The 26,120-nt window shown below is 25.0% G+C and carries 19 protein-coding genes and 1 pseudogene; 8 read left to right on the top strand and 12 right to left on the bottom strand.

Features of this window, described 5'->3' with window-relative positions; translation table 11 throughout:
- Nucleotides 1–3: 3 nt before the first annotated feature.
- From nuoJ to ndhC, 9 genes are all read right to left on the bottom strand, one after another.
- Complete coding sequence (nuoJ, locus tag AB4W51_RS00725; RefSeq protein WP_367676708.1) at nt 4–495, bottom strand: NADH-quinone oxidoreductase subunit J; 492 nt, start codon at nt 493–495, stop codon at nt 4–6.
- A gap of 10 nt (nt 496–505) precedes the next feature.
- Entirely contained in the window at nt 506–1,048 is a 543-nt protein-coding gene (gene nuoI, locus AB4W51_RS00720; protein ID WP_367676707.1) for an NADH-quinone oxidoreductase subunit NuoI, read from the bottom strand.
- A gap of 12 nt (nt 1,049–1,060) precedes the next feature.
- Nucleotides 1,061–2,038 carry an NADH-quinone oxidoreductase subunit NuoH gene (gene nuoH / locus AB4W51_RS00715; RefSeq protein WP_367676706.1) on the bottom strand — a complete coding sequence of 326 codons (978 nt, stop codon included), beginning with the start codon at nt 2,036–2,038 and terminating at the stop codon, nt 1,061–1,063.
- Nucleotides 2,035–4,773, bottom strand: a complete 2,739-nt coding sequence (gene nuoG / locus AB4W51_RS00710) for an NADH-quinone oxidoreductase subunit NuoG (RefSeq protein ID WP_367676813.1) — start codon at nt 4,771–4,773, stop codon at nt 2,035–2,037. Before nuoG ends, nuoH begins: the two co-directional genes overlap by 4 nt.
- A 155-nt stretch (nt 4,774–4,928) precedes the next feature.
- The gene (gene nuoF, locus AB4W51_RS00705) at nt 4,929–6,206 is read right to left on the bottom strand and encodes an NADH-quinone oxidoreductase subunit NuoF (RefSeq protein ID WP_367676705.1); all 1,278 of its coding nucleotides are present in this window, start codon (nt 6,204–6,206) and stop codon (nt 4,929–4,931) included.
- Complete coding sequence (gene nuoE / locus AB4W51_RS00700; protein WP_367676812.1) at nt 6,203–6,700, bottom strand: NADH-quinone oxidoreductase subunit NuoE; 498 nt, start codon at nt 6,698–6,700, stop codon at nt 6,203–6,205. The genes nuoF and nuoE overlap by 4 nt, the downstream gene beginning before the upstream one ends.
- Before the next feature lie 16 nt (nt 6,701–6,716).
- Nucleotides 6,717–8,528, bottom strand: coding sequence for an NADH-quinone oxidoreductase subunit C/D (nuoC, locus tag AB4W51_RS00695; protein WP_367676704.1), 1,812 nt, complete (start codon nt 8,526–8,528; stop codon nt 6,717–6,719).
- A 110-nt stretch (nt 8,529–8,638) separates the two neighbouring features.
- Nucleotides 8,639–9,307 carry an NADH-quinone oxidoreductase subunit B gene (locus AB4W51_RS00690; RefSeq protein WP_367676703.1) on the bottom strand — a complete coding sequence of 223 codons (669 nt, stop codon included), beginning with the start codon at nt 9,305–9,307 and terminating at the stop codon, nt 8,639–8,641.
- 65 nt (nt 9,308–9,372) lie between these two features.
- Nucleotides 9,373–9,765, bottom strand: a complete 393-nt coding sequence (gene ndhC / locus AB4W51_RS00685; RefSeq protein ID WP_367676702.1) for an NADH-quinone oxidoreductase subunit A — start codon at nt 9,763–9,765, stop codon at nt 9,373–9,375.
- A gap of 472 nt (nt 9,766–10,237) precedes the next feature.
- Between ndhC and dnaK the strand changes: the two genes are divergently transcribed.
- Together dnaK and dnaJ are read left to right on the top strand one after the other, a co-directional pair.
- Entirely contained in the window at nt 10,238–12,151 is a 1,914-nt protein-coding gene (gene dnaK, locus AB4W51_RS00680) for a molecular chaperone DnaK (protein ID WP_367676701.1), read from the top strand.
- A 112-nt stretch (nt 12,152–12,263) separates the two neighbouring features.
- Nucleotides 12,264–13,394 (top strand): molecular chaperone DnaJ, encoded by a 1,131-nt coding sequence (gene dnaJ, locus AB4W51_RS00675; RefSeq protein ID WP_367676700.1) that lies wholly within the window; start codon nt 12,264–12,266, stop codon nt 13,392–13,394.
- Nucleotides 13,395–13,586: 192 nt separating this feature from the next.
- Here the strand turns inward: dnaJ and rpsT are convergent, their stop codons facing one another.
- On the bottom strand, nt 13,587–13,850 hold the full coding sequence (gene rpsT, locus AB4W51_RS00670) for a 30S ribosomal protein S20 (RefSeq protein WP_367676699.1): 264 nt from the start codon (nt 13,848–13,850) through the stop codon (nt 13,587–13,589).
- Between the two features lie 1,108 nt (nt 13,851–14,958).
- Between rpsT and ileS the strand changes: the two genes are divergently transcribed.
- The 6 genes from ileS (at nt 14,959) to folA (ending at nt 24,341) form a co-directional block, all read left to right on the top strand.
- The gene (gene ileS / locus AB4W51_RS00665) at nt 14,959–17,772 is read left to right on the top strand and encodes an isoleucine--tRNA ligase (protein WP_367676698.1); all 2,814 of its coding nucleotides are present in this window, start codon (nt 14,959–14,961) and stop codon (nt 17,770–17,772) included.
- Entirely contained in the window at nt 17,747–18,232 is a 486-nt protein-coding gene (gene lspA / locus AB4W51_RS00660) for a signal peptidase II (protein ID WP_367676697.1), read from the top strand. The genes ileS and lspA overlap by 26 nt, the downstream gene beginning before the upstream one ends.
- A 171-nt stretch (nt 18,233–18,403) precedes the next feature.
- Nucleotides 18,404–19,162 carry a 4-hydroxy-tetrahydrodipicolinate reductase gene (gene dapB / locus AB4W51_RS00655; protein ID WP_367676696.1) on the top strand — a complete coding sequence of 253 codons (759 nt, stop codon included), beginning with the start codon at nt 18,404–18,406 and terminating at the stop codon, nt 19,160–19,162.
- Between the two features lie 227 nt (nt 19,163–19,389).
- Nucleotides 19,390–20,532, top strand: coding sequence for a glutamine-hydrolyzing carbamoyl-phosphate synthase small subunit (carA, locus tag AB4W51_RS00650; RefSeq protein WP_367676695.1), 1,143 nt, complete (start codon nt 19,390–19,392; stop codon nt 20,530–20,532).
- A 28-nt stretch (nt 20,533–20,560) separates the two neighbouring features.
- Nucleotides 20,561–23,782, top strand: coding sequence for a carbamoyl-phosphate synthase large subunit (gene carB, locus AB4W51_RS00645; RefSeq protein WP_367676694.1), 3,222 nt, complete (start codon nt 20,561–20,563; stop codon nt 23,780–23,782).
- 70 nt (nt 23,783–23,852) lie between these two features.
- Nucleotides 23,853–24,341, top strand: a complete 489-nt coding sequence (gene folA / locus AB4W51_RS00640) for a type 3 dihydrofolate reductase (protein WP_367676693.1) — start codon at nt 23,853–23,855, stop codon at nt 24,339–24,341.
- Nucleotides 24,342–24,345: 4 nt separating this feature from the next.
- Here the strand turns inward: folA and AB4W51_RS00635 are convergent, their stop codons facing one another.
- Nucleotides 24,346–25,161, bottom strand: a complete 816-nt coding sequence (locus AB4W51_RS00635) for a symmetrical bis(5'-nucleosyl)-tetraphosphatase (RefSeq protein WP_367676692.1) — start codon at nt 25,159–25,161, stop codon at nt 24,346–24,348.
- A 115-nt stretch (nt 25,162–25,276) separates the two neighbouring features.
- Nucleotides 25,277–26,085, bottom strand: a pseudogene (rsmA, locus tag AB4W51_RS00630) (16S rRNA (adenine(1518)-N(6)/adenine(1519)-N(6))-dimethyltransferase RsmA).
- Between the last annotated feature and the right edge of the window lie 35 nt (nt 26,086–26,120).

Here is a 26,120-nt window from a genome sequence, read left to right as displayed (position 1 = left end):
TCTTTATTTTTTATTACTCAAATGCAATGTAACCACTAATGCTGATAATAAAATTAAAGATGATAACTCAACTAATACCATATAAGGACCTAATAAATAAATACCAACTTGTTTAATTTGTACTATTTTCCCAAGTAATACTGTTTCAGTATCCAAAAAAGAAATAATATAAATAATAATAATAAACAAGAATATAAATAATATTAAAGGAATTATAAAAAATGATATTTTTGACCATGTATTTTCTTCTAAATTAATCTTTCTACCAAGATTTAAAATCATAATAAAAAACATGAACAAAACCATAATAGCACCAGCATATATTAAAACCTCTATGACTCCAGGGAAAAAAGCTCCTAAAGAAAAAAAAATTCCTGATATAGATAAAATTGATATAACAAAATACAATAAAGCATGCATAGGATTTTTATTAAATAAAACCAAAATAGTAGATGTGACTGTAATAATCCCAAAAAAATAAAAAATAAATTCCATTATATTTACCTTATGGTAATAAATTTTTAACATCAATAGGTCTCGATTCAATTTTTAAATCGCCAATATTTTTGTTTTTTAAAGAAACACCAGATACATGATAAAAATTATAATCTTTATTTTTTCCGTAATCATAGATTAATAAGTCTTCTTTTTCATAAATTAAATCATTTCTTTTAGATTCAGATAATTCAAAATCAGCACTTAATTGAATAGCCATTGTTGGACATGCTTCTTCACAAAAACCACAAAAAATACAACGGGAAAAATTAATTCTAAAAAATTTTGGATAAGATCTACCATCTTGAGTTTCAGATTTTTGTAAAGCAATACAACCTACTGGACAAACTACAGCACATAAATTACAAGCGACACAACGTTCAGAACCATCTGAATTACAAGTTAATATAATACGACCTCTAGAACGAGAAGATAAAGATAATGATTCTTCAGGATATAGTCTAGTTTCTCTTTTAGAAAACATATTTAATGCTACCATCATAATAGAACGTAATTGACTTACACATGATAATAAAAATTTTTTTAAAGTCATATCTTTTCCTAATTATGGTAAAAAATAAAGTATAAAAAATACAGTAACTAACAAATTTAAGACAGTTAATGGAAAACATATTTTCCATCCAAATAATAATATTTGATCATATCTAGGTCGAGGTAAAGAGGCTCTAATTAATATAAAAATAAAAATAATTAAAAAAGTTTTTATAAAAAAACATATAAATGAATTAATAAAAGGACCATGATATCCTCCTAAAAATAAAGCGGTAATTAATGAAGAAACAGTAATAATTGAAATATATTCCCCAATAAAAAACAAACCAAATTTGATCCCAGAATATTCTATATGATATCCATCTGCCAATTCTTGTTCTGATTCTGGTTGATCAAACGGATGTCGATGACATACTGCCAATCCTGCTATAAAAAATGTTATAAAACCAATAAATTGTGGAAAAACATTCCAAACAATTTCCTGGCTGTTGATAATAGATAACAAATTAAAAGATCCAGCTCGTGCTACTACTCCTAAAACAGATAATCCTAAGAATAATTCATAACTTAAAGTTTGAGCAATGGATCTAATTGCTCCTAATAAAGCATATTTATTATTACTAGACCAACCTGCTAATAAAATTCCATAAACTGATAAACCAGCCATCATTAAAAAAAACAAAATTCCAATATTTAAATCAATAATTAACCAATCAAAAAAAATAGGAACAATAGCCATAACTAATAATAAAGACATAAAAGAAATAATAGGAGCCAAAACAAATAAAAATCTTTCACTAAAAGAAGGAATCCAATCTTCTTTAAAAAATATTTTTATCATATCTGCAAATAACTGTAAAGAACCATATTTTCCTACCCGATTAGGACCATATCTATTTTGAAACAATGCTAATATTTTTCTTTCTACTATACTCAAACTAGCACTAAAGAAAACAATGATGAACAAAAAAAATATAGACTGAAAAATTAATTTACTATAATTCATAAAGTCATGTAATAAAAAATTCATATTGTATCCTTTTGTAACTTATTAATTTCTTGACCTAATAAACACAATGGAACATTTGGAGTTCCTATTGGTATACCTATTTGACCATGATTTAAAAAATCTGAAAAATGAACTAAAAATACAAAAATCTCTTTTTTAAAATAAAATTTTATTTTATCACCTTGTTTTAAATTTAATTCAATAGCATATTTAAAATTTAACACTGCATAAAATTCAGGAATATGATTTTTTATCACTTCAGATTTCTGTGATAACTCATCACTTCCTAAAATAAAATAATATGGAACAACAATCCAATGACTATATGGCACAAAACTAATTGGAATTCTAGTAAAAAAATCTATTTTTTTCTCAATATTAGATTTAAAAACAAATACATCTATATTTGAAAACTGATTTAAATCATATTTAACATGAACACTTTTATAAGAAGATTGAACTGAATTCCACCCTGGAGACCAATTAAAAGGAATGTACTCAGATGATTGATTTAATTGATCACTACCTTCCATAGAAAAAGAAAACATAGTGTTATGATCATTGGGTTGACTTAATTCATGTATATTTTGATTAGAAAAAACAGCAGTTCGACCACTACAACGATGTGGAGAACGAGCAATTTTTTGTCCATTAATACGAAATGATGCATCAGGAGCGGCATTCTTGATATTTTTTAAAAATTCAAAATCTAAAATACAATCATCAATAACATTATCTAACGAAAACCATTGAATAGATTGATTATACAATTTACATTTAATAAAATGTAACCATTTCCAACTTTCTAAAACAATTACATCAGGTTGATTAAAAGTGGGATCATATACTTGAAAAAAACGTTGTGAACGTAATTCATAATTAATGACTGTTCCAGAACTTTCAAAAAAATTAGATGTTGGAAGACTAATACATCCATTTTTAAATAATTTTGTATTTTGATGATCAATCACAATGCAATTAATATATTTTAAAAAATAATCAACTTGATTGGATAATAAAGTACGATATAAATCATGTTCTAAAACAATCATAGTATTATTTTCATTAGATGAGCATTGATCTAATAATGTATCTATTGATATCTTACTTAATAATCCAACACCAAAACTATTAACATTCGAAGATAATAAAGAAAGACCAACATTTAATCCTCTATTATGCAATGCTTTTGCTATATTAAAGGCTGCTTGAATAAGAGACACACTACCAGAATTACATCCAGAAATAATTAATGGTTTTTTAGAATCTAATAATATTTGAACAATATGTTTAACTAATTTTAAAACAGAATCATCTAAATTATCAACTTTTAAAGATTGAGAATCTAATTCATGAGCTATAGCAAATCCTAATCTTGATTGATCTATAATAGGAGCAATATAATTATATTCAGCAATATCATTTAAAGCACTTTTATCTGCACTAGTAATAAACAAAGGATGTTTATTTTTATTTTCTACATTATATATACCAAGACTATTCCATTTGTTTATACCTTTTGATAAAGCAACCTGAGTAGCATATTTTTTTACAGCTTGCCGAATAGATAAAGCAACCATTGGAGCCACTTCATTTACATCTTCACCTAAAATTATAATAGAATCATAATTTTCTATTTCTTTTAAACTAGGACTATGAATTTCACCACTATTTAAAATTTTTAAAGATAATTGTACACAATCATTCTCTAACTTAGTCATTCCATTAGAAAAATTCTTTGAACCTACTAATTTTTGTAAAGCATAATTACTCTCTATACTCGCTCTAGAAGAACCAATTCCGATAACTCTAGAAGAATTATCAATCATATTAATTATTTCTTTAATAACTGTTTCAATAGTAATGTTCGATGATATATTAATCTTGTTTTTAATCTGCTGTATTTTTTTTGGTCTGTCTTTTAAATTAGAATAACCATAGCTAAAACGACCGCGATCACATATGAAATAATTATTAATTTTTTCATGAAATCTATTATCTATTTTCCTTAACACACCATAACGTTCTGCAGCACTAATATTACAACCTATACTACAATGTTGACATATACTAGGAGCATATTGCATGTCCCATTTTCTAGAATAATTACCAGAATGAGATTTATCAGTAAAGACACCTGTAGGACATATTTCAACTAAATTACCAGAAAAATTATTTTCTAAAACACCAGATTCAATTCGACCAAAATATAAATTAGAGCTAACACCATAAACACCAAAATCCTGACCATCTGCATAATCTTTATAATACCTCACACAACGATAACAACTAATGCAACGATTCATATTATGAGATAAAAAAGGCCCTAAATATTGATTAAAATGAGTACGTTTATTAAACCTATAACGTCTGATAAAATGATTATTCAATACCGTCATGTCTTGTAAATGACAATGTCCTCCTTCTTCACATACAGGACAATCATGCGGATGATTAGTCATTAATAATTCTAAAATACTTTTCCGAAATAAAATAGATTCATCATCTTTCATTGATAATATTAATCCATCCTGAACAGGTGTCATGCATGACATAATTATCCTGCCTTTTTGATCATCTAAACTGTCATAAATTTTAATAGCACACTGACGACATGAACCTACACTGCCTAATTCAGGATGCCAACAAAAATATGGAATATCTATTCCCAATGATAAAAAAACATGTAATAAATTATCTAATTTATTAAAATCATCTACATTATACTTTTTACCATCAATAAAAATTATCATAATTTATTAAACCCAAAAATAATTTTTAATATAAAACAATTAATTTTAATTAAAATAAATAGACATCTATAATTTTTAAAATTAACTGTTAAATAATTCTTATAAAATATAAAAAATAAATAAATTTAATTTAAATTAATTAAATTAATCATAATTTTTTATTCTTTTATACCCAATTCAAATTCTGAACGAAAATATTTTATTGCACTTCTTAATGGTGAAACAGCACCAGGAGCATGGGCACAAAAAGTTTTTCCTGGGCCTAAATGGCTACATAACTGTTCTAAAATTTTTATATCTCCCTTCTTTCCATTTTTTTTTTCTATATCATTTAAAATTTTTACAATCCAAGGCAAACCATCTCTACATGGAGTACACCATCCACAAGATTCTCTTGAAAAAAAAATCTCTAAATTTTTTACTAAAGAAACTATATTAATTTCATTATCTACAGCCATAGCCAAACCAGTTCCTAATCGACTACCTATAGATCCAATACTCATAAAATCCATAGCAACATCTAAATGCTGTGTAGTTAAAAAATCTGTCCCAGCACCACCTGGCAACCAAGCTTTAAGAAACAATCCGTCCTGCATACCACCAGAATATTTATCTAAAATTTCACGAGCAGAAATCCCAAAAGGCAATTCCCATACACCAGGATTTTTAACTCGTCCAGAAAACCCCATCATTTTTGTACCTGTATCTAAACTTTTGGACAAATTAAGATACCAATCTACACCATGTAAAATAATTGAAGGTATATTAGATAAAGTTTCTACATTATTGACACAAGTAGGCTTTCCCCACAATCCAACACTAGCAGGAAAAGGTGGTTTACATCTAGGATTAGCACGACGGCCTTCTAAAGAATTAATCAATGCTGTTTCTTCTCCACAAATATATCGACCAGCACCAGTATGTAAAAAAATATTAAAATTAAAATTACTACCTAGAATATTTTTTCCTAAATAACCATATTCTTGAGCTTGTAATATAGATTTTTTTAATATAGACTCTGCTTCAATATATTCTCCTCTCAAAAAAATATAACCACAAGAAGCTTTAATAGCAAATGCAGCTATGATCATACCTTCAATTAGCTGATGGGGGATTTGTTCCATTAATAAACGATCTTTATAAGTTCCAGGTTCCATTTCATCTGCATTACATAATAAATATCTTGGATATAAGATCTCATTTTTCGAAATTAAAGACCACTTTAAACCTGTTGGAAATCCAGCTCCTCCTCTTCCTTTTAATCCAGATTTTATAACTAAATCTATCACTTCATTTTCAGACATTGTTTTTAAAATTATTTTTAATGCTCGGTAACCATTTTTTTTAATATATTCTTTAATCCAAACAATCTTATGACGATCATTAACCCACCATGTTAATGGATGTGTTTCCATTGCTTTTTTTACAACAATCATTGATATTTCTCCAATAAATTAGATATCGTTTCTATTTTTACATTAAAGTAAGTTTCATCATTTATCATTATTACTGGTGAACGATCACAAGCACCCAAACAACACGTAGGTAATAAAGTAAAACGTTGATCTATAGTAGTTTGTCCAGTTTTAATTTTTAAAAAATTTTCTAAAAAATTTTTAATTTCTATATAACCTGTAATATAACAAACCATGCTATCACAATATTTTACTATATTACGACCAACAGGAGATCTATATATGTTACTATAAAATGTAGCTACTTCTTCTATATCACTTGCTGTAATATTTAATATTCGAGAAATAGCATACACCGAATCTGTCGAAATCCATCCTCTAAACTTTTGAACAATTTTTAAAACTTCAATTATAGCTGCGCGATTATCTTCATATTGAGATTTTTGAACTTCAATTTCTTCTATTTCACTTAAACTCAACTGAAAATTTTTATTGATTAACTTATTTTGATTAATTAATTTACACATATTTTTATCGATCCACATCTGACATGACAAAATCAATACTACCTAAATAAACTATCAAATCTGATATTAAATTTCCACGAATTACAGCAGGTATCTGTTGTAAATGAGGAAAACTAGGAGTTCTTATTCTTGTCCGATAGCTAGTAGTATTATTATCGCTAATTAAATAATAACTATTAATACCTTTTGTTGCTTCAATCATTTGAAAACTTTCTCCTTGAGGTATTTTAGGGCCCCAAGAAACATGTAAAAAATGAGTAATTAAAGTTTCAATATGATTTAAAACTTGATATTTATCAGGAGGTGTAGTTAAAGGATGATCCGCTTTAAATTTTCCTTCTGGCATGTTTTTTAAACATTGTTTTAAAATATTTAAACTTTCTCTTATTTCATACACTTTTAACATTACTCTAGAATAACAATCACTAACACCATCACCAACTGGTATTTCAAAAGAAAAATTTTCATAACCAGAATAAGGACGATTTTTTCTAATATCAAAATTTATACCAGTAGCTCTTAAACCTGCCCCAGTTACCCCCCAAGATAACGCTTCGTGTTTATTGTATGCAGCAACACCTTTAGATCGAGCAATTAAAATACTATTTTTTAAAGCAGAATTGACATAATAATCTAATCTTTTAGGCATCCAATTTAAAAATTCACGTAATAAAATATACCAATCTTTAGGTAAATCATCTGCTACACCACCAATTCTAAACCAAGCAGGATGCATTCTAGCACCTGTAATAGCTTCTACTAAATCATATATTTTTTGTCGATCAGTAAAAGCAAGAAAAACTGGAGTCATAGATCCAACATCTTGAATAAAAGTAGATATATACAATAAATGACTATTAATACGAAATAATTCAGACAATAATATTCGAATTACTTGAGCTCTTTCAGGAACAATGATATCGGCTAGTTTTTCTACTGCTAGTATATATGGCATTTCATTGACACACCCTCCTAAATATTCAATTCTATCAGTATAAGGAATATACGTATGCCACGATTGCCTTTCTCCCATTTTTTCTGCACCTCTATGGTGATATCCTATATCTGGAACACAATCAATTATATGTTCTCCTTTTAACTGTAATACAATTCTAAACGCCCCATGTGCAGATGGATGATTTGGTCCTAAATTTAAAAACATAAAATCAGAATTCTTACTTTCTCTTTTCATCCCCCATTGTTCTGGTTCAAAAATCAAAGAATCCATTTCTTCATCTTCTTTTTCTGCTGTTAATTTAAAAATATGAGAATCTGTTGCTCGAGCAGGATAATCTTTTCTTAAAGGATGACCTTTCCAATTTTTTGGCATAATTAAACGAGATAAATTCGGATGACCTATAAATTTAATCCCAAACATATCCCATACTTCTCTTTCATACCAATTTGCATTAGGAAATAATGTTGTTAGTGTTGGAACACAAAGATCATGTTCTAATAAACCAATTTTCAAAATAATATCACTATTATTTTGAATAGATAAAAAATGATAAAAAACTGTAAAATGAGATTTTTGTAATTTTGGTTTATGAATTCTACAACGTTCGTCAATTCCATGTAAATCAAATAACATTTTATACGCATTGGATATATTACTTAAAAAATTTACAATATTTAATAAACTATCTTTATCAATCCATAGAATAGGAAAACCTATTTTACTAGATTGAATAAAAAAAATTTTTTCTTTAAATAACAATAATAATTCACTAATAATTAAATTATCTGAATAATCATTAAATAAATTGCATTGTAAATTTTTATTTTTACTGATTTTTTTTGTCATAAAATTATTCATCTTAATTTATAGTATAAGTAACTCATATATTTTCAAAAAATAAAATTATAGCTATAATTTAATTATATAATATAAATATGCCATCTAATTATAACTACAATAATCATCATTTATTCACTAGATTGAGTAATCATAGAAATAATTTTCTTTTTTCTTTGATTTTTTTTTGAAATAATTGACTCTTTTTTATGAACTTTCTGATCTCCTATAATCCAAGATAATGGTCTTTTTTCTTTTGAAATATGTTTTTGTAAAAGCATTAACGCTTCAATATATGCTTCTGGACGAGGAGGACAACCAGGAATATATATATCTACTGGTAGTATTTTGTCTATCCCTTGCACTACAGAATAAATATCATACATTCCTCCAGAATTAGCACATGCACCCATAGAAATTACCCATTTTGGTTCTAACATTTGATCATATAAACGTTTTATAATAGGTGCCATTTTTATAAATGGTGTTCCTGCAATTACCATAAAATCTGCTTGCCTTGGTGAAGCTCTTAAAACTTCTGATCCAAAACGACTTATATCATGTACAGCTGTAAATGAAGTAACCATTTCTACATAACAACAAGACAAACCAAAATTATATGGCCACAAAGAATTTTTTCTTCCCCAATTAACCATTTTATTTAAAGAATGACTAATTTTACCCATATAAATATTATTTTTTAATATTTTTTTTAAAAAACTATCAGATTTTTTTTTTGTTGTTATTTTTGAATGATTTTTTTTATCTTGTTCATTTACATTAGTTAAAGTATAATTCATATATGTATCCATTAATCATTAATTATTAATATAAATATTATTTAAATATAAAAAATATAAAAAAATTAATATTTAATATTATTTTTTTTAGTGTTCCAATTAAAACAACCTAAACGAACTAAATAAATCAATCCTATCAATAACTCGATAATAAAAATTAAAATTTCAAAAAAACCAATCCATTTAGTATCATTAATAGTAGTAATCCATGCATATAAATATACTGTTTCAACATCAAAAATTAAAAAACACATAGCTATTAAATAAAATTTTATAGAAACACGAATATGAGTATTACCTAAACCAACGATGCCTGATTCAAAAGGAGTGTGTTTATACCTCGAGTTTGCTATTCCACCTAAAAACCAACCACAAAATAACATAAAAATACAAATTAAAAATGCAGATATAATAAACGCAATAAAAGGCAAATATAAAAAAATACAATTTTTATTCATTAATACATTTTCCTAATTTTTATATATTTTTTAAACTTTAAACATGTTATTTTAAAAAATTTTAAAAAAAATAAAATATTTCATCAAAAACATTAAAAAAAAATCAATATCTTGAAGAAAATCTTTATAAAATATAATATTTCTATATGCTATAAATTGTAAATCATTTTTATTTTAATTTTTTGTAAATATTTATAAAATATTTACAAAAAATTAAAATAATAATTTATAGTATAATATTTACAATATAAAAAATAATATTATCGATATTACATCATATATTCATACTAAACTTAGTATTTTTTTAACTTGAACCTTGATGAGAGATAAAAAGACCCCATTTAATGGTTATTCACTTAAATTTTTAATATAAAATATAAAAAATTTGTTTAGCTCGTTAAAAGCCAAAAAAATGGCTGCATAACAGTTGAATAACCCAATTTATAAAAATATTCAACAGGAGAAATGGTTAATGGGTAAAATTATTGGTATAGACTTGGGCACAACCAACTCTTGTGTCGCTATTATGGACGGCAATAAAGCACGAGTATTGGAAAATTCAGAAGGAGATCGTACTACACCTTCTATTATTGCATATACTAAAGAAGGAGAAATATTAGTCGGGCAACCAGCAAAACGTCAAGCCATTACAAATCCTCAAAATACTTTATTTGCAATTAAAAGACTTATTGGTAGAAGATTCCAAGACGAAGAAGTACAACGTGATATTAAAATCATGCCATATAAAATTGTAAAGTCCAATAATGGAGATGCATGGATTGACGTCAAAAATAAAAAAATAGCACCACCTCAAATATCTGCAGAAGTACTAAAAAAAATGAAAAAAACTGCAGAAGAATATCTTGGTGAAACTGTTACTGAAGCTGTTATTACAGTACCAGCATACTTTAATGATGCACAAAGACAAGCAACAAAAGATGCTGGCAGAATTGCAGGCATGGAAATCAAACGAATCATCAACGAACCAACTGCTGCAGCTTTAGCATACGGATTAGATAAAGGTCAAGGTAACAGAACTATTGCAGTATATGATTTAGGTGGTGGAACTTTTGATATATCTATTATTGAAATAGATGAAGTAGATAAAGAAAAAACTTTTGAAGTACTAGCGACTAATGGAGATACACATTTAGGAGGCGAAGATTTTGATAGTCGATTAATTAATTATTTAGTTCAAGAATTTAAAAAAGAACAAGGAATGGATCTTCGCAATGATCCATTAGCTATGCAACGTTTAAAAGAAGCAGCTGAAAAAGCAAAAATAGAATTATCCTCTACACAACAAACAGATGTTAATCTACCGTATATCACAGCTGATTCTAATGGACCTAAACATTTTAACATAAAAGTAACTCGATCTAAATTAGAATCTTTAGTCGAAGATCTTGTTTTACGTTCTATTAATCCATTAAAAACAGCCCTAAAAGATGCAAATTTATCAATATCTAATATTGATGATATAATCTTAGTTGGCGGTCAAACAAGAATGCCATTAGTACAAAGCAAAGTTGCTTCATTTTTTGGAAAAGAACCAAGAAAAGACGTTAATCCAGATGAAGCTGTGGCTGTTGGAGCTGCTGTTCAAGGAGGAGTGCTATCTGGAGAAGTTAAAGATGTTTTATTACTAGATGTTACACCACTCTCTTTAGGAATTGAAACTATGGGTGGTATTATGACAACATTAATTAATAAAAATACCACTATTCCAACAAAACATAGCCAAATATTTTCAACTGCAGAAGATAATCAATCAGCAGTGACTATACATGTATTACAAGGAGAGAGAAAAAGATCTAGTGATAATAAATCTCTTGGACAATTTAATTTAGATGGTATTCAACCTGCCCTGAGAGGAATGGCACAAATTGAAGTAACTTTTGATATTGATGCAGATGGTATTTTACATGTGTCAGCTAAAGATAAAAATACTGGAAAGGAACAAAAAATAACAATAAAAGCATCTTCTGGTTTAAATGAAAATGAAATTAAAAAAATGGTAAATGATGCAGAATTAAACGCCGAATCAGATAAAAAATTTGAAGAACTAATCAAAACTAGAAATCAAGGTGATCAAATTTCTCACAATACTAAAAAACAACTTCAAGAACATGGAGATTTATTAGAGATCCAAGATAAAGAAGAAATAAAAAAAACAATAGAACAATTAGATAATTCTCTGAAAGGAGAAGATAAAAGTGAAATTGAAAATAATATACAAAAATTATTAAAACTTTCTTCAAAATTAATGGAATGCATTAAACAAAAAAATACAAACCATGAAACAGATGCAAAAAAACCTTCTATTCAACCTGAAGAAAATGTTGTAGATGCAGAATTTGAAGAAGTAAAGGACCCTAAAAAATAATATTTTTCTAATTGGATAAAACAGTTTAAAATAAATAACTGTAAATAAACCATCACGGGCGTGGAATGTTTCCAGGCCCGTGAACGCATATTAAAAGCAGGAAAAGTAAGCAATGTCAAAAAAAGATTACTACGAAATTTTAGGAGTTCCAAAATCAGCTGAAGAACGTGACATCAAAAAAGCTTATAAACGTTTAGCAATGAAATATCACCCTGATCGTAATCAAGGTGATAAACAAGCTGAATTACAATTTAAAGAAATTAAAGAAGCTTATGAAATATTAATTAACTCTCAAAAACGTGCAGCTTATGACCAATATGGACATAGTGCATTTCAGCAAAATAATAATAATTTTCATAGTTCATTTAATAATACCTCTGATTTTAGCGATATTTTTGGTGATGTATTTGGAGATATATTTGGAGGAAATAGACAATCACAAGCAGTTCAAGGTTCTGATTTGAAATATAATATGGAACTATCACTAGAAGAAGCTGTTCGTGGAATTACAAAAGAAATTTGTATACCTATATTACAAAAATGTAGTATATGTTATGGAAGTGGTGCTACTCCTGGTACACAAAGAAAAAATTGTCCAACTTGTCATGGTTCAGGACAAATACAAATGAGAAAAGGATTTTTTACAGTTCAACAAACGTGTTCTACTTGCCATGGTAAAAAAACTATGATTCAAAACCCATGCAATTCATGTCATGGACATGGAAGAATAGAAAAACCAAAAAAATTATCTATTAAAATTCCAGCTGGAATTGATACTAATGATAGAATTAGATTAAATAAAGAAGGAGAAGCAGGCGAACAAGGAGCACCTTCAGGAGATTTATACGTTCAAATTCATGTCAAAAAACATCCCATTTTTGAAAGAGAAGAAAATAATCTATTCTGTGAAGTACCTATAAATTTTTCCATGGCTGCTCTTGGGGGAGATATTGAAGTACCTACATTAGATGGAAAAGTAAAATTAAAAATCCCATCTGGTACACAATCAGGAAAATCATTTCGTATACGTGGAAGAGGAGTAAAATCAGTACGAAATGGTAAGAAAGGAGATTTATTATGTCGTATTCTTGTCGAAACACCTGTTCAGTTAAATGATAAACAAAAAACACTTTTATATGAACTAGGAGAAAGTTTTGGTGGTTTCAAAGGAGAAAAAAATAGCCCTCGTTCAAAACGATTCTTTGATGGTGTAAAAAGATTTTTTGATGATTTAAGACGATAATATGAGTATTAAAAGTATTGCTCCAATATTTTTGGACGCAATACTTTTTATAAAAAATTATAAATTAATAAACAACAATATTATAATTAGTATTAATGATAATATATTATATTAATTCTAATAATTTTATATAAATCAACAAAAAATATTTATAAATAAAAATTATTTTTTTATATTAACTATAGTCATCAATTAAGATAATTTTTTTATTTGTAATATTAGATTTGATTTATGTCTAGCAGATTTATTTTTGTGAATTAAACCTTTATTTGCTTGTCTATCCAATTCAGGCTGCATTTTTTTAAATGCGATTTCTGATTGATTTTTATCGCCTGAATCAATAGCCATATAAACTCTTTTAATTAATGTACGAATCATAGAACGCCTACTAACATTATGAATATTTTTTTTCTTAGATAAAGTTGCATCTCTTTTAGATGATTTTATATTAGCCATTTTTGTTCTTCTTGTATTTTTATTATAATTTTCACAACAACAATCAATAATTTTTTATTAATGAATAATTTATTATTAATTAAATGTTTTTAAAAAGAGAATATACTCATTTTAAAAAAAATTCTATATAAAATATAAAAAATTAATTATAATTAAATTATATAAAAATCAAAAAAAAATAAAAATAAAAATTGTTGAAAAAAAAATATTTAACATTCAATTTATTATAAAATAAATAAATAACATCAATTATATCAAAAAAAAAAAAATAAAATCATATTTTTTTAAAAAAAATTTTATAGAATATAACTCTAATTCAAAAATTTCTTGAAAAAAATAAAAATAAAAAACAATAAATCAAAAAATTATAGTAATATTGTTTTCAAAAAAACTATTAAAATTATTTAAAAAATTAAAAAATAAACTATTTTAAAACAAATCTAAAAAAAAACAAGAAATCTAAAAATATAAATTTATATATCATATATAAATTATTATATTTATTTTTTATCATGAAAAATAATAATTTTTATTCATCGACTTTTATTAGAATAATTACATATTTCTTATCTAATTGTTCTTGATGATCTTTATTTTAATACAACAACATAAAAAACTTTGAATTATAAAAAAAAAAAAAAAAAATAAATAATATATAATAAAAATTAATAAATGTTCCAAAAAAATCATCATTAGTAGTACTAAAATATAAAATAAAAAATCTAATAAAAATTTTAAATTAGTATTATTATTCAAAAAAAAATCCATTGACTATTGAAAAAATTCTAAAAATATTTGTTTTAAAATTTTTTTAAAACAAAATTATATTAATAAATCTATCAATAATTTTAATTGATTATTTATGATAAAATAAATAAAAAATTTATATCAATAAAAACAAAATTAATATATACAAAAATAATTTTAAATAACATTTTTTCTGAATTTTATGTTAATAAATTTTTTATTAAAACCATATTATTAATAAAATAATTTTTTTTATAAAATAATCATTTTATTGTAATTTTTATGTATACCAGTATCAAAAATTTTTAAAAATATAATTATAAAAATATTTTTAAAAATATTAAAAAAGAGAAAATAATATATGAATGATTATAAATCCACACTAAATTTACCAAAAACAAAATTTTCTATGAAAGGTAATTTAAAAATCAAAGAAGAACAAATACTAAAACAATGGAACCAAAATAATTTATATGAAAAAATTAGAATTCAAAAAAATAACAACCCAATATTTTTTCTTCATGATGGTCCTCCTTATGCAAATGGAAATATTCATATTGGCCACGCTATTAATAAAGTATTAAAAGATATTATTCTGAAATCAAAAAATATGTCTGGATTTAATGCTCCTTACATACCTTGCTGGGATTGTCATGGATTACCAATTGAACAAAAAGTAGAAGAACTAATCAAAAAAAATAACAAACCAATTTCAAAAAAAATATTTAGAGAAAAATGCAGAGAATATGCAAAAAAACAAGTGGAAAATCAAAAAAAAGATTTTATCAGATTAGGTGTTTTAGGAGATTGGGATAATCCTTATTTAACCATGGATTATAAATCTGAAGCAGATATTATACGTACACTATCTAAAATTATTGAAAATGGACACTTATATAAAGGATTAAAACCAGTTCATTGGTGTTTAAATTGTGAATCATCTTTAGCAGATGCTGAAGTAGAATACTATGATAAAAAATCATCATCAATATTATTTAAATTAAAAGTTCACGATAATCAATCTATTGCAAAAAAATTTAAAATAAAAAATTTTCAAAATGATATACATTTTACAGTATGGACTACAACACCATGGACATTACCTTCCAGTCAAGCAATTGCTGTTAATGAAAAATACACATATCAATTAATTCAAACAGATGATTGTAAATTAATTATTATGTCAAATTTAACTAAATTAATCATGCAAAAAATAAAAATTAAAAAATGGAAAATTATTGGAGAAACTAATGGAAAAAATCTTGAATTTGAAAATGTTCAACACCCATTACTAAATATTAATATACCTATCATACTATCTACACATGTATCAGATCAAATAGGAACCGGAATCGTACATATTGCTCCTGATCATGGAATAGAAGATTTTTTAGCAACACAACCATATAAAATTAAACCAATAAATTTAATTAATGCAAATGGAACATATATTAATAACATCCATTCTGAATTAAATGGCATAAATATAATTAATGCTGAAACAATAATTATTAAAATAATCAACAATAAAAACATATTATTATTAATAGAAACAATCAACCATAGTTACCCCCATTGTTGGAGACATAAAACACCAATTATATTTCGCACTACACCACAATGGTTTATTAGCATGACAAAAAAACAATTAAAATTAAATTCCTTAAAATTAATTGACAAGGTCAAATGGATACCAGAATGGGGTAAAAATAGAATGCTGTCGATGTTAAAAAATAGACCTGATTGGTGTATTTCAAGACAAAGAAAATGGGGTGTCCCTATCACATTATTTATTCATAAAAAAACAGGAGAATTACATCCAAAAACTAAAAATATTATGGAAAAAATAGCAAAATTAGTTGAAATTAATGGAATTGAGGAATGGTGGAATATAGATACAAAAAAAATACTAGGAGAAAAATACAAAGAATATTTCAAAAGTGAAGATATATTAGATGTATGGTTTGATTCTGGTTCTAGTCAAAACTTTGTAATTAATCAACCAATTTTTAAAAATAAAAAAAAAGCAGATATTTATGTAGAAGGATCTGATCAACATAGAGGTTGGTTTATGTCTTCATTAATAATTTCTACAGCTATTAAGAATACTGCTCCTTATCATGCAGTTTTAACACATGGTTTTGCAGTAGATAATATTGGCAAAAAAATGTCTAAATCTACAGGAAATTCTCTGAGTCCTAATCATATCATTAAAACTATCGGAGCAGATGTTTTACGTTTATGGGTAGCTTCTACAGATTATTCTAAAGATATATCTATATCTAATGAAATCTTACAACAATCAATAGAAAACTATCGAAAAATTAGAAACACAGCACGTTTTATTTTATCTAATTTATATCAATTTGACCCAGAACAAAATATTGTTCACAAAGATAAGATGATCATGTTAGATAAATGGGCTGTGAATAAAACTAAAGAAACACAAATAGAAATTATTAAATTATACAAAAAATATAACTTTCATGAATTATTACAAAAAATTATGAATTTTTGTTCTGTTGATATGAGTGCATTCTATTTTGAAATCATTAAAGATCGACAATATACCACGAAAAAAAAGAGTTTAGCTAATCTTAGCGGACAAACGGCTTTGTTTCATATAATTAATGCTCTAGTACGTTGGATTGCTCCAATTTTATCGTTTACTGCAGAAGAAATTTGGGAACATATACCAGGTAATAATAATTCAATATTTTTTCAAGAATGGTATAAAAATTTATTTTATTTATCAAAAAATGAAGTCCTGTCTAATCAATATTGGAATATAATTATTCAAATTAAAAATGAAGTCAATAAAAGCATAGAAAATAAAAGAAATAAAAAAATCATAAAAAACTCATTAGAATCTTCTATAATCCTTTATGTTAAATCTAATTTATTTAATATATTATCAATATTAAAAAATGAATTAAAATTTATATTTTTAACTTCTGATGCTACTATTCAAGAATATCATTTAGCTCCAAAAAATATTTTAAAAAATAATATTATTCCAGGATTAAAAATATATTTATACCGTGCTAATGGTCACAAATGTCAACGATGTTGGCATTATTTTACCGATATAAACCAAAAAAAACAAAAATCAGAATTATGTTTCCGATGTATATTAAATATAGAAGGCAATGGTGAAACAAGATATTATTGTTAATAAAAAATATATTTTAATTTTTTGTATTATATTGATATTAGATATTTATACTAAATACTGGATACTAAAAAATATAAAACTATATGAACATATATATATATTACCAATCTTTAATATATTACATGTTCATAATTATGGATTAGCATTTAATTTATTTGATTATAATCATGCAATAATCAATGAATTATTCATGATAAATGCATTATTTTTACTAATAATATTATTCATAAAACATCAAAAAAAAAATAATAAAAAAGATAATTATTACTACATAATGATTTTTAGTGGTGGGATAGCAAATATTATTAGTAAATTATATTATGGATTCATAATAGATTTTATTGATTTACATTTATACAATTATCATTTTTTTATATTTAATCTTGCAGATATTAGTATCCTAATAGGAATCATCCAAATAACTAAATTTGATATTAAATCTTATATGAAAAATAAATAATCAACTAATTATATTAAATCAAAATATTTATTTATAAAATACTTTTTAAAACAAAAAATAATAATTGTATAATCAAAACAATGATAAAAGATAATATCATTGTATTAATAATTTTAAATAAATAAAATTAAATTTAACAAACAAAAATAAACAATAACAGGATCTAAAAAAATGACCAATACTATCAAAATTGCAATTTCTGGAGCATTAGGCAGAATGGGTTCAATTCTTATTCAAGAAATTGAAAAAAATAAAAATTTAAAACTTACTGTCGCGTTAACTCAACACCATGATGACCTTATAGGGGAAGATGTAGGTAAAATTATCAATGGTAAAGAAAATTATGTTAAACTTAGTAAAAATTTAAAATCTAAAAATTCAGATTTTGATATATTGATTGATTTTACCCATCCAAAAAATATCTCAGAATACATTCAATATTGCACTTTATATAATAAAAAAATAATCATTGGCACTACAGGATTTAATACAATAGAAAAAAATATCATTCAAAATGCAGCTAAAAAGATAGGTATTGTCTTATCTTATAACTTTAGCATTGGCATGAATATTGTATACAAATTACTACAGCAGACAACAAAAATTATAGGTAAAAATTCAGATATTGCAATTATCGAAACTCATCATAATAAAAAACTTGATAAACCTTCTGGAACAGCTATAACTATAAAAGAAGTTATCCAAAAAAATATTCAAGATGATAAGAAAATAGAAATTTCATCTCTAAGAATGGGAAATATAACTGGAGATCATACAATAATATATACTCATGCTGGAGAAAGAATAGAAATTACCCATCGTGCACAAAATAGAACAATTTTTGCCCATGGAGCTATTCAAGCCGCTTGTTGGTTGAAAAATCAACATAAAGGATTATTTAATATGCAAGATGTATTAGAAATAATATAAATATTAGTAATAATATAGTAATAATATATATATAAAAAATTAATTATATATTTTAATGATCATTCTAAATGATCATTAAAATATATAATATAAATAATAAACAATTTAATTATATGCATTAAATTTATTAAGAACTATTAGTACAGAATCCTTATTCTACATTATAATTAATCAAAACTAAAATAATTCAAACAACATTAAAAAAAAATTAATTATTGGAGAATACTTTGGACAAATCGGGAATATTAATATTAGAAGATGGAAATATTTTCAAAGGAGATTCTATAGGAGAAAATGGCTATGCAATAGGAGAGGTAGTTTTTAACACTTCTATGACTGGTTATCAAGAAATTATAACTGATCCATCTTATTCAGAACAAATTATTACATTCACCTATCCTCATATTGGAAATGTAGGAATCAATACTGAAGATTATGAATCAGAAAAAATTTATATTAAAGGTATTATAATTCGCAATTTATCTCTAATAGCTAGTAATTATAAAAGTAAACAAAATTTCGATAGTTATTTAAAAAAAAATAAAATTATTGCAATAACTAATATTGATACAAGAAAATTAACTCATATTTTAAGAAACAAAGGATCTCAAAATGGATATATTCAAACTTATTCAAAACAACAAAAAATTAATGATAATGCATATGAAAAATTAAAAATGTACACAAAAACAAGAATAAATGATTTAGCTAAACAAGTTAGTACAAAAAATATTTATACTTTGATTAAAACAAAAAACGATATTATAAAAATAAACTTGATACCAAGTAATATAAAAAAAAAATATTTACATATTGTTGTATATGATTTTGGAGTAAAAAAAAATATCATTAATATGTTATTAAATCGAAATTGTTATTTAACGATAGTACCTGCTAATACTACATTTGAAAAAGTAATAAAATTAATACCAGATGGAATATTTTTTTCAAACGGACCAGGAGATCCAAGAATATGTAACTATGCTATTCGAAATATAAAAAAATTTTTTAAAATAAATATACCTATGTTTGGTATTTGTCTCGGTCATCAATTACTCGCATTAGCCAATGGAGCTAATATTATCAAAATGAAATTCGGTCATCATGGAAGCAATCATCCTGTAAAAGAAATTGATACAAACCGAGTTATGATTACTACTCAAAATCATGGTTTTACAATTGATCATATTAACTTACCAAAAACAATAAAAATTACACATATTTCATTATTTGATAATAGTATACAAGGAATCAGTTGGATTGATAAACCCATCTTTGGTTTTCAAGGACATCCAGAATCTAGTCCAGGACCACATGATACATCGTATTTATTTGATAATTTTATTAAATCAATACTTACTATAAAATAAATGTATAAATATCTTATTGAGAGAATCTATGCCAAAAAATACTAAAATAAAATCTATTTTAATCATTGGTGCTGGACCTATTGTAATTGGACAAGCATGTGAATTTGATTATTCTGGAACGCAAGCATGTAAAGCTTTAAAAGAAGAAAATTATCGAGTTATATTAGTAAATTCTAATCCAGCAACAATAATGACTGATCCAGATATAGCTGATGTCACATATATTGAACCAATTAATTGGCGTACATTAAAAAAAATTATTAAAAAAGAAAAACCAGATGCTTTATTACCTACCATGGGTGGACAAACAGCATTAAATTGTGCTCTAAAATTAGCAAAAAAAAATATTTTGTTACAATATAATGTAAAAATTATTGGTACTACTATTGAAGCTATTAATAAAGCTGAAAACCGTTCTTTATTTGAAAAATCTATGAATAAAATTGGTTTAAAAACAGCAAAATGTGGAATTGCTCATACTCTTCAAGAAGCTTTTATAATAATTAAAAAAATAGGATTTCCTTGTATTATAAGACCATCTTTTACTATGGGTGGAACTGGAGGAGGTATTGCCTACAATAAAGAAGAGTTTGAAGAAATATGCACAATAGGATTAAAATTATCACCTATTCAGGAACTTCTAATTGACGAATCTCTTATTGGATGGAAAGAATACGAAATGGAAGTAGTTAGAGATAAAAATGATAATTGTATTATTGTATGTTCAATTGAAAATTTAGACCCTATGGGTATTCATACAGGAGATTCTATTACTGTCGCTCCAGCACAAACATTAACTGATAAAGAATATCAAATAATGCGAAATGCTTCAATTAAAATTTTACAAGAAATAGGAGTAAACAATGGTGGTTCAAATGTACAATTTGCGATTCATCCAGATAATGGATCAATGATTGTTATTGAAATGAACCCAAGAGTTTCTCGTTCATCTGCTTTAGCATCTAAAGCTACTGGATTTCCAATAGCTAAAATTGCTGCAAAATTAGCTATTGGATACACCCTGGATGAATTAAAAAACGATATCACTAATCTTCATATGCCTGCTGCTTTTGAACCTACAATAGATTATATTGTGACTAAAATACCTAGATTTAATTTTGAAAAATTTCAAGGATGTAATGATCGATTAACTACTCAAATGAAATCGGTAGGAGAAGTTATGGCAATTGGTCGATCTTTTCAAGAATCGATACAAAAAGCCATTTGTGGATTAGAAATTGGTGCTAGCGGTTTTGATTCAAAAATTAATCAAAATCATTTTGAATATATAAAAAAAATTAAGTACGAATTAGAAGTACCTGGAGCTGAACGTATATGGTATATAGCCGATGCTTTTAGAATAAATATGTCAATTGAAGATGTTCATTATTTAACTAAAATTGACAAATGGTTTTTAATACAAATATTAGACTTAGTTGAATCTGAAAAAAAAATTAAAAATTACAAATTAAAAGATATTAATTATGATTTATTATATCAAATAAAAAGAAAAGGATTTTCAGATTTACGTATTGCAATATTAATGAATTGTACAGAAAAAAATATTAGGAATATACGTTATCAATTTAAATTACATCCTGTCTATAAACGCATCGATACATGTGCAGCAGAATTTTGTAGTAATACCGCATATATGTATTCTACTTGGGAAGAAGAATGTGAATCAAAAACAACAAAAGATAATAATAAAATTATAATATTAGGCAGTGGACCAAATAGAATTGGACAAGGAATTGAATTTGATTACTGTTGTGTTCATGCAGCTCAAGCATTACAAGAGGATCAATATCAAGCAATTATGATAAATTGTAATCCTGAAACTGTTTCAACAGATTATGATATATCTGATCGATTATATTTCGAACCAATTACATTAGAACATGTGTTAGAAATTATTAGGATTGAACAACCAAAAGGTGTCATTATTCAATATGGAGGACAAACACCTTTAAAATTAGCATTAGAATTAAAAAAAATCGGTATTCCAATTCTTGGTACTGATCCTAATGACATTGATAAATCAGAAAACCGTAATCATTTTAAAAAAATAGTGAAAAAACTAAAATTAAAACAACCCAAAAATGCCACCGCATCAAATATAGATGATGCAATTAAATTTATAAAAAATATAGGATATCCAGTAATGGTAAGACCATCATATGTATTAGGTGGTAGAGATATGAAAATTATTTTTGATGAAAAAAATTTAATTAAATATTTTAAAAAAATTCATAATAGCTCTAAACAAATGTTACCAATATTATTAGATCAATATCTTGAAGATGCCATTGAAATAGATGTCGATGCTATTCATGATGGAAACCACGTATTGATAGGAGGCATCATGGAACACATAGAACAAGCAGGAGTACATTCAGGAGATTCTGCCTGTTCACTACCAGCATATACCTTAAATCAAGACATACAAAACAAAATTAGAAACCAAGTCAAAAAACTAGCAAAAGAATTGTTTATTAATGGACTTATGAACGTACAATTTGCTATTAAAAATAATGAAATTTATATTATTGAAGTGAATCCTAGAGCTTCCAGAACAATTCCTTTTTTATCAAAAGCTACTGGTATACCATTAGCAAAGATCGCAACAAAAGTTATATGTGGAAAAACACTATTACAACAAAATTGTATTCAAGAAATTATACCTCCATATTATTCTGTAAAAGAAGTTGTTCTACCATTTAATAAATTTCCAGGATCTAATCCTATACTAGGACCAGAAATGCATTCTACTGGAGAAGTAATGGGTATTGGTTTAAATTTTTCAGAAGCTTTTGCAAAAGCTATGTCTGGAGCACAAATAAATATGAAAAAAACAGGAAACGTATTATTATCTGTAAAAAATTCCGATAAAAAAAATATTGTAAATTTAGCAATTAAACTAAATAATTATGGATTTAAAATTGATGCTACTATAGGTACATTTAATGTATTAAAACAATCAGGAATTCATGCAACAATGGTAAATAAAATTAAAGAAGGAAGACCTAATATTCAAGATCATCTTAAAAATGGAAAATATATTTACATTCTAAATACTACTTCATCACATCAAACTATTCAAGATTCAAGAATTATTTTTCAACATGCAATACAATATAAAATACATTATGATACTACCTTAAATGGTGCATTTGCAACCATTATGACATTAAATTATATTCCAATTCAATCAATTCACTCATTGCAAGAATTACATAAAAAACTATAATATGAAAATATATCTAAAAATAAATATTTTATTATTATTTATTAATAAATGATATTTTTGAGCAAAACAGATGAAAATTAGTTTAATTGCAGCACTTTCTGAAAATTTTGTAATAGGTCAGGATCAAAAAATACCATGGTATATTCCAAAAGATTTATCATGGTTTAAGCATCATACATTAAATAAAAGCATTATTATGGGAAGAAAAACATGGGAATCACTTCCTGGACCGTTACCTATGAGAAATAACATTGTAATTAGTAAAAAAAAGATTTGTATAAAAAAAATCACATTGGTTAATTCTATCCAACAAGCATTTTTATCAATTCCAAAAAATCATCAAGAAGTTATGATTATTGGTGGTGGAACCATATATTTACAAACAATACAATATGCAAATAAATTATATTTAACACATATTCATAAAAATATCATTGGTAATATATATTTTCCTCAATACAATTTATATAAATGGAATAGAATTTTTTATCAAAAACATCATTCAAATAATCAAAATATTTTTGATTATTCTTTTGAAATACTAGAAAGACATCAATAATTTTTTAATGATAAAATGATTCTTTAAAATAAATTTGATCTTCCCATCTTAACATGCTTAATTCATTTCCCCAACAACAACCTGTATCTAAAGATATTATATTTTTTGGAGTTTTAAAACCTCTTAAAGTCGACCAATGACCAAATATTACTGTGTAATCTTCCAGAAACAATTGATTTTTCATTAAAAACCATGGAATTAAATTTTTTAATTTTAATTTAGGAGCAGATTTACATGAAAAATCTAGTTTTCCATTCATTAAACAATATCTCATTCTAGTAAAAACATTCATGCTAAAACGTAATTGATCTATTTCATTTAATTGAGAATTCCATGAATCTGGAAAATCACCATAAATATTAGATAAAAAATCTATATAATTCGGACCTATTAACTGTTTTTCTATTTTATTAGCATATTTTATAGCTGTTGATATATTCCAATATGGGAAAATACCTGCATGAGACATTAATATTTTTTTATTTTGATCTACTATTAAAATCGGACAATTTCTTAACCAATTGATAAAAATATCAATATCACTAGATTCTAATAAATCTATAAAATTATCGGAAATTTGATATTTTCTAATACCAGCATGAACTGCTAATAAATTTAAATCATGATTTCCTAATACTACACGAGCATGAATTCCAAGAGAATAAATTAATTTAATAACGTTTAAAGAATCAGGTCCTCTGGCTACTAAATCTCCAGTAAACCAAATGATATCTTGTTTAATATTAAAATTAACTTTTTTCAATAAATTTTGTAATTGATAAAAACAACCATGGACATCCCCAACAAAATACGTACTCATATTGTATCCTAATAAAAATTTTTAAAATTAAAAATATTAATACATTTATTTTGATAGATTAATAAATTGAATTATACTAATAATAAATCCTATTATCTTTCTATATATAGATATATTATTTATATAATTTATGATCATAAATATAATTTGCTAAAACACAATACTGTTCTACTGATATGTTCTCAGCACGTAAAAAAGGTGAAATTCCTAATTTATTTAAAATACAAGAATTAAAAAAACCACGCAAACTATTTAAAATTATTTTTCTTCTTTGATTAAAAGCTATTTTTGTAACAAAAGATAAAGTATCAATATTTTTTAAAAAATAAGGACAATCGATATGAGGAATAAATTTTAAAAATGAAGATTGAACTTTGGGAATAGGAAAAAAAGATTCTGAATGAATATTAAATAAAAAATTAACATTAAAAAAATACTGCACAATCACACTTAAACGACCATAACTTTTTGTATTTGGTTTAGCTAATAAACGATTTGCTACTTCTTTTTGCAACATAAAATTCATATCATCAATAATATTAGAAAATTGAGTAAGATAAATAATAATTTCAGTAGAAATATTATACGGTAAATTACCAAAAATTCTTATATTTTTTTTTTATTAAATAAATTTAAAAAATTAAAATATAAAACATTTGATAAAAAAATTTTTAATTTTTTTGAAAATTTATATTTTTTTAATTTATTAATTAAATTAGGATCCACTTCAATCACTATTAATTCATCAACAAATCCAGAAATTTTTTTTGTTAAAGCCCCTAGTCCAGGACCGATTTCTACTAATATATCTTTTAATTTTGGATTAATGCTATGAACAATTTGATCAATAATAATTTGATTAATTAAAAAATTCTGACCTAAAAATTTAGAAGGAAAATGTCCTAAATATAATTTTTTCTTCATGTTTTTCCATTAATTTTTTTTATAAAAAGTATAAC

This window comes from Buchnera aphidicola (Eriosoma grossulariae) (assembly GCF_964059045.1).
Taxonomy (GTDB): Bacteria; Pseudomonadota; Gammaproteobacteria; order Enterobacterales; family Enterobacteriaceae; genus Buchnera_D; species Buchnera_D aphidicola_A.
The sequence above is the reverse complement of the archived record's forward strand: the minus strand, read 5'-3'. Positions and strand labels throughout refer to the sequence as shown.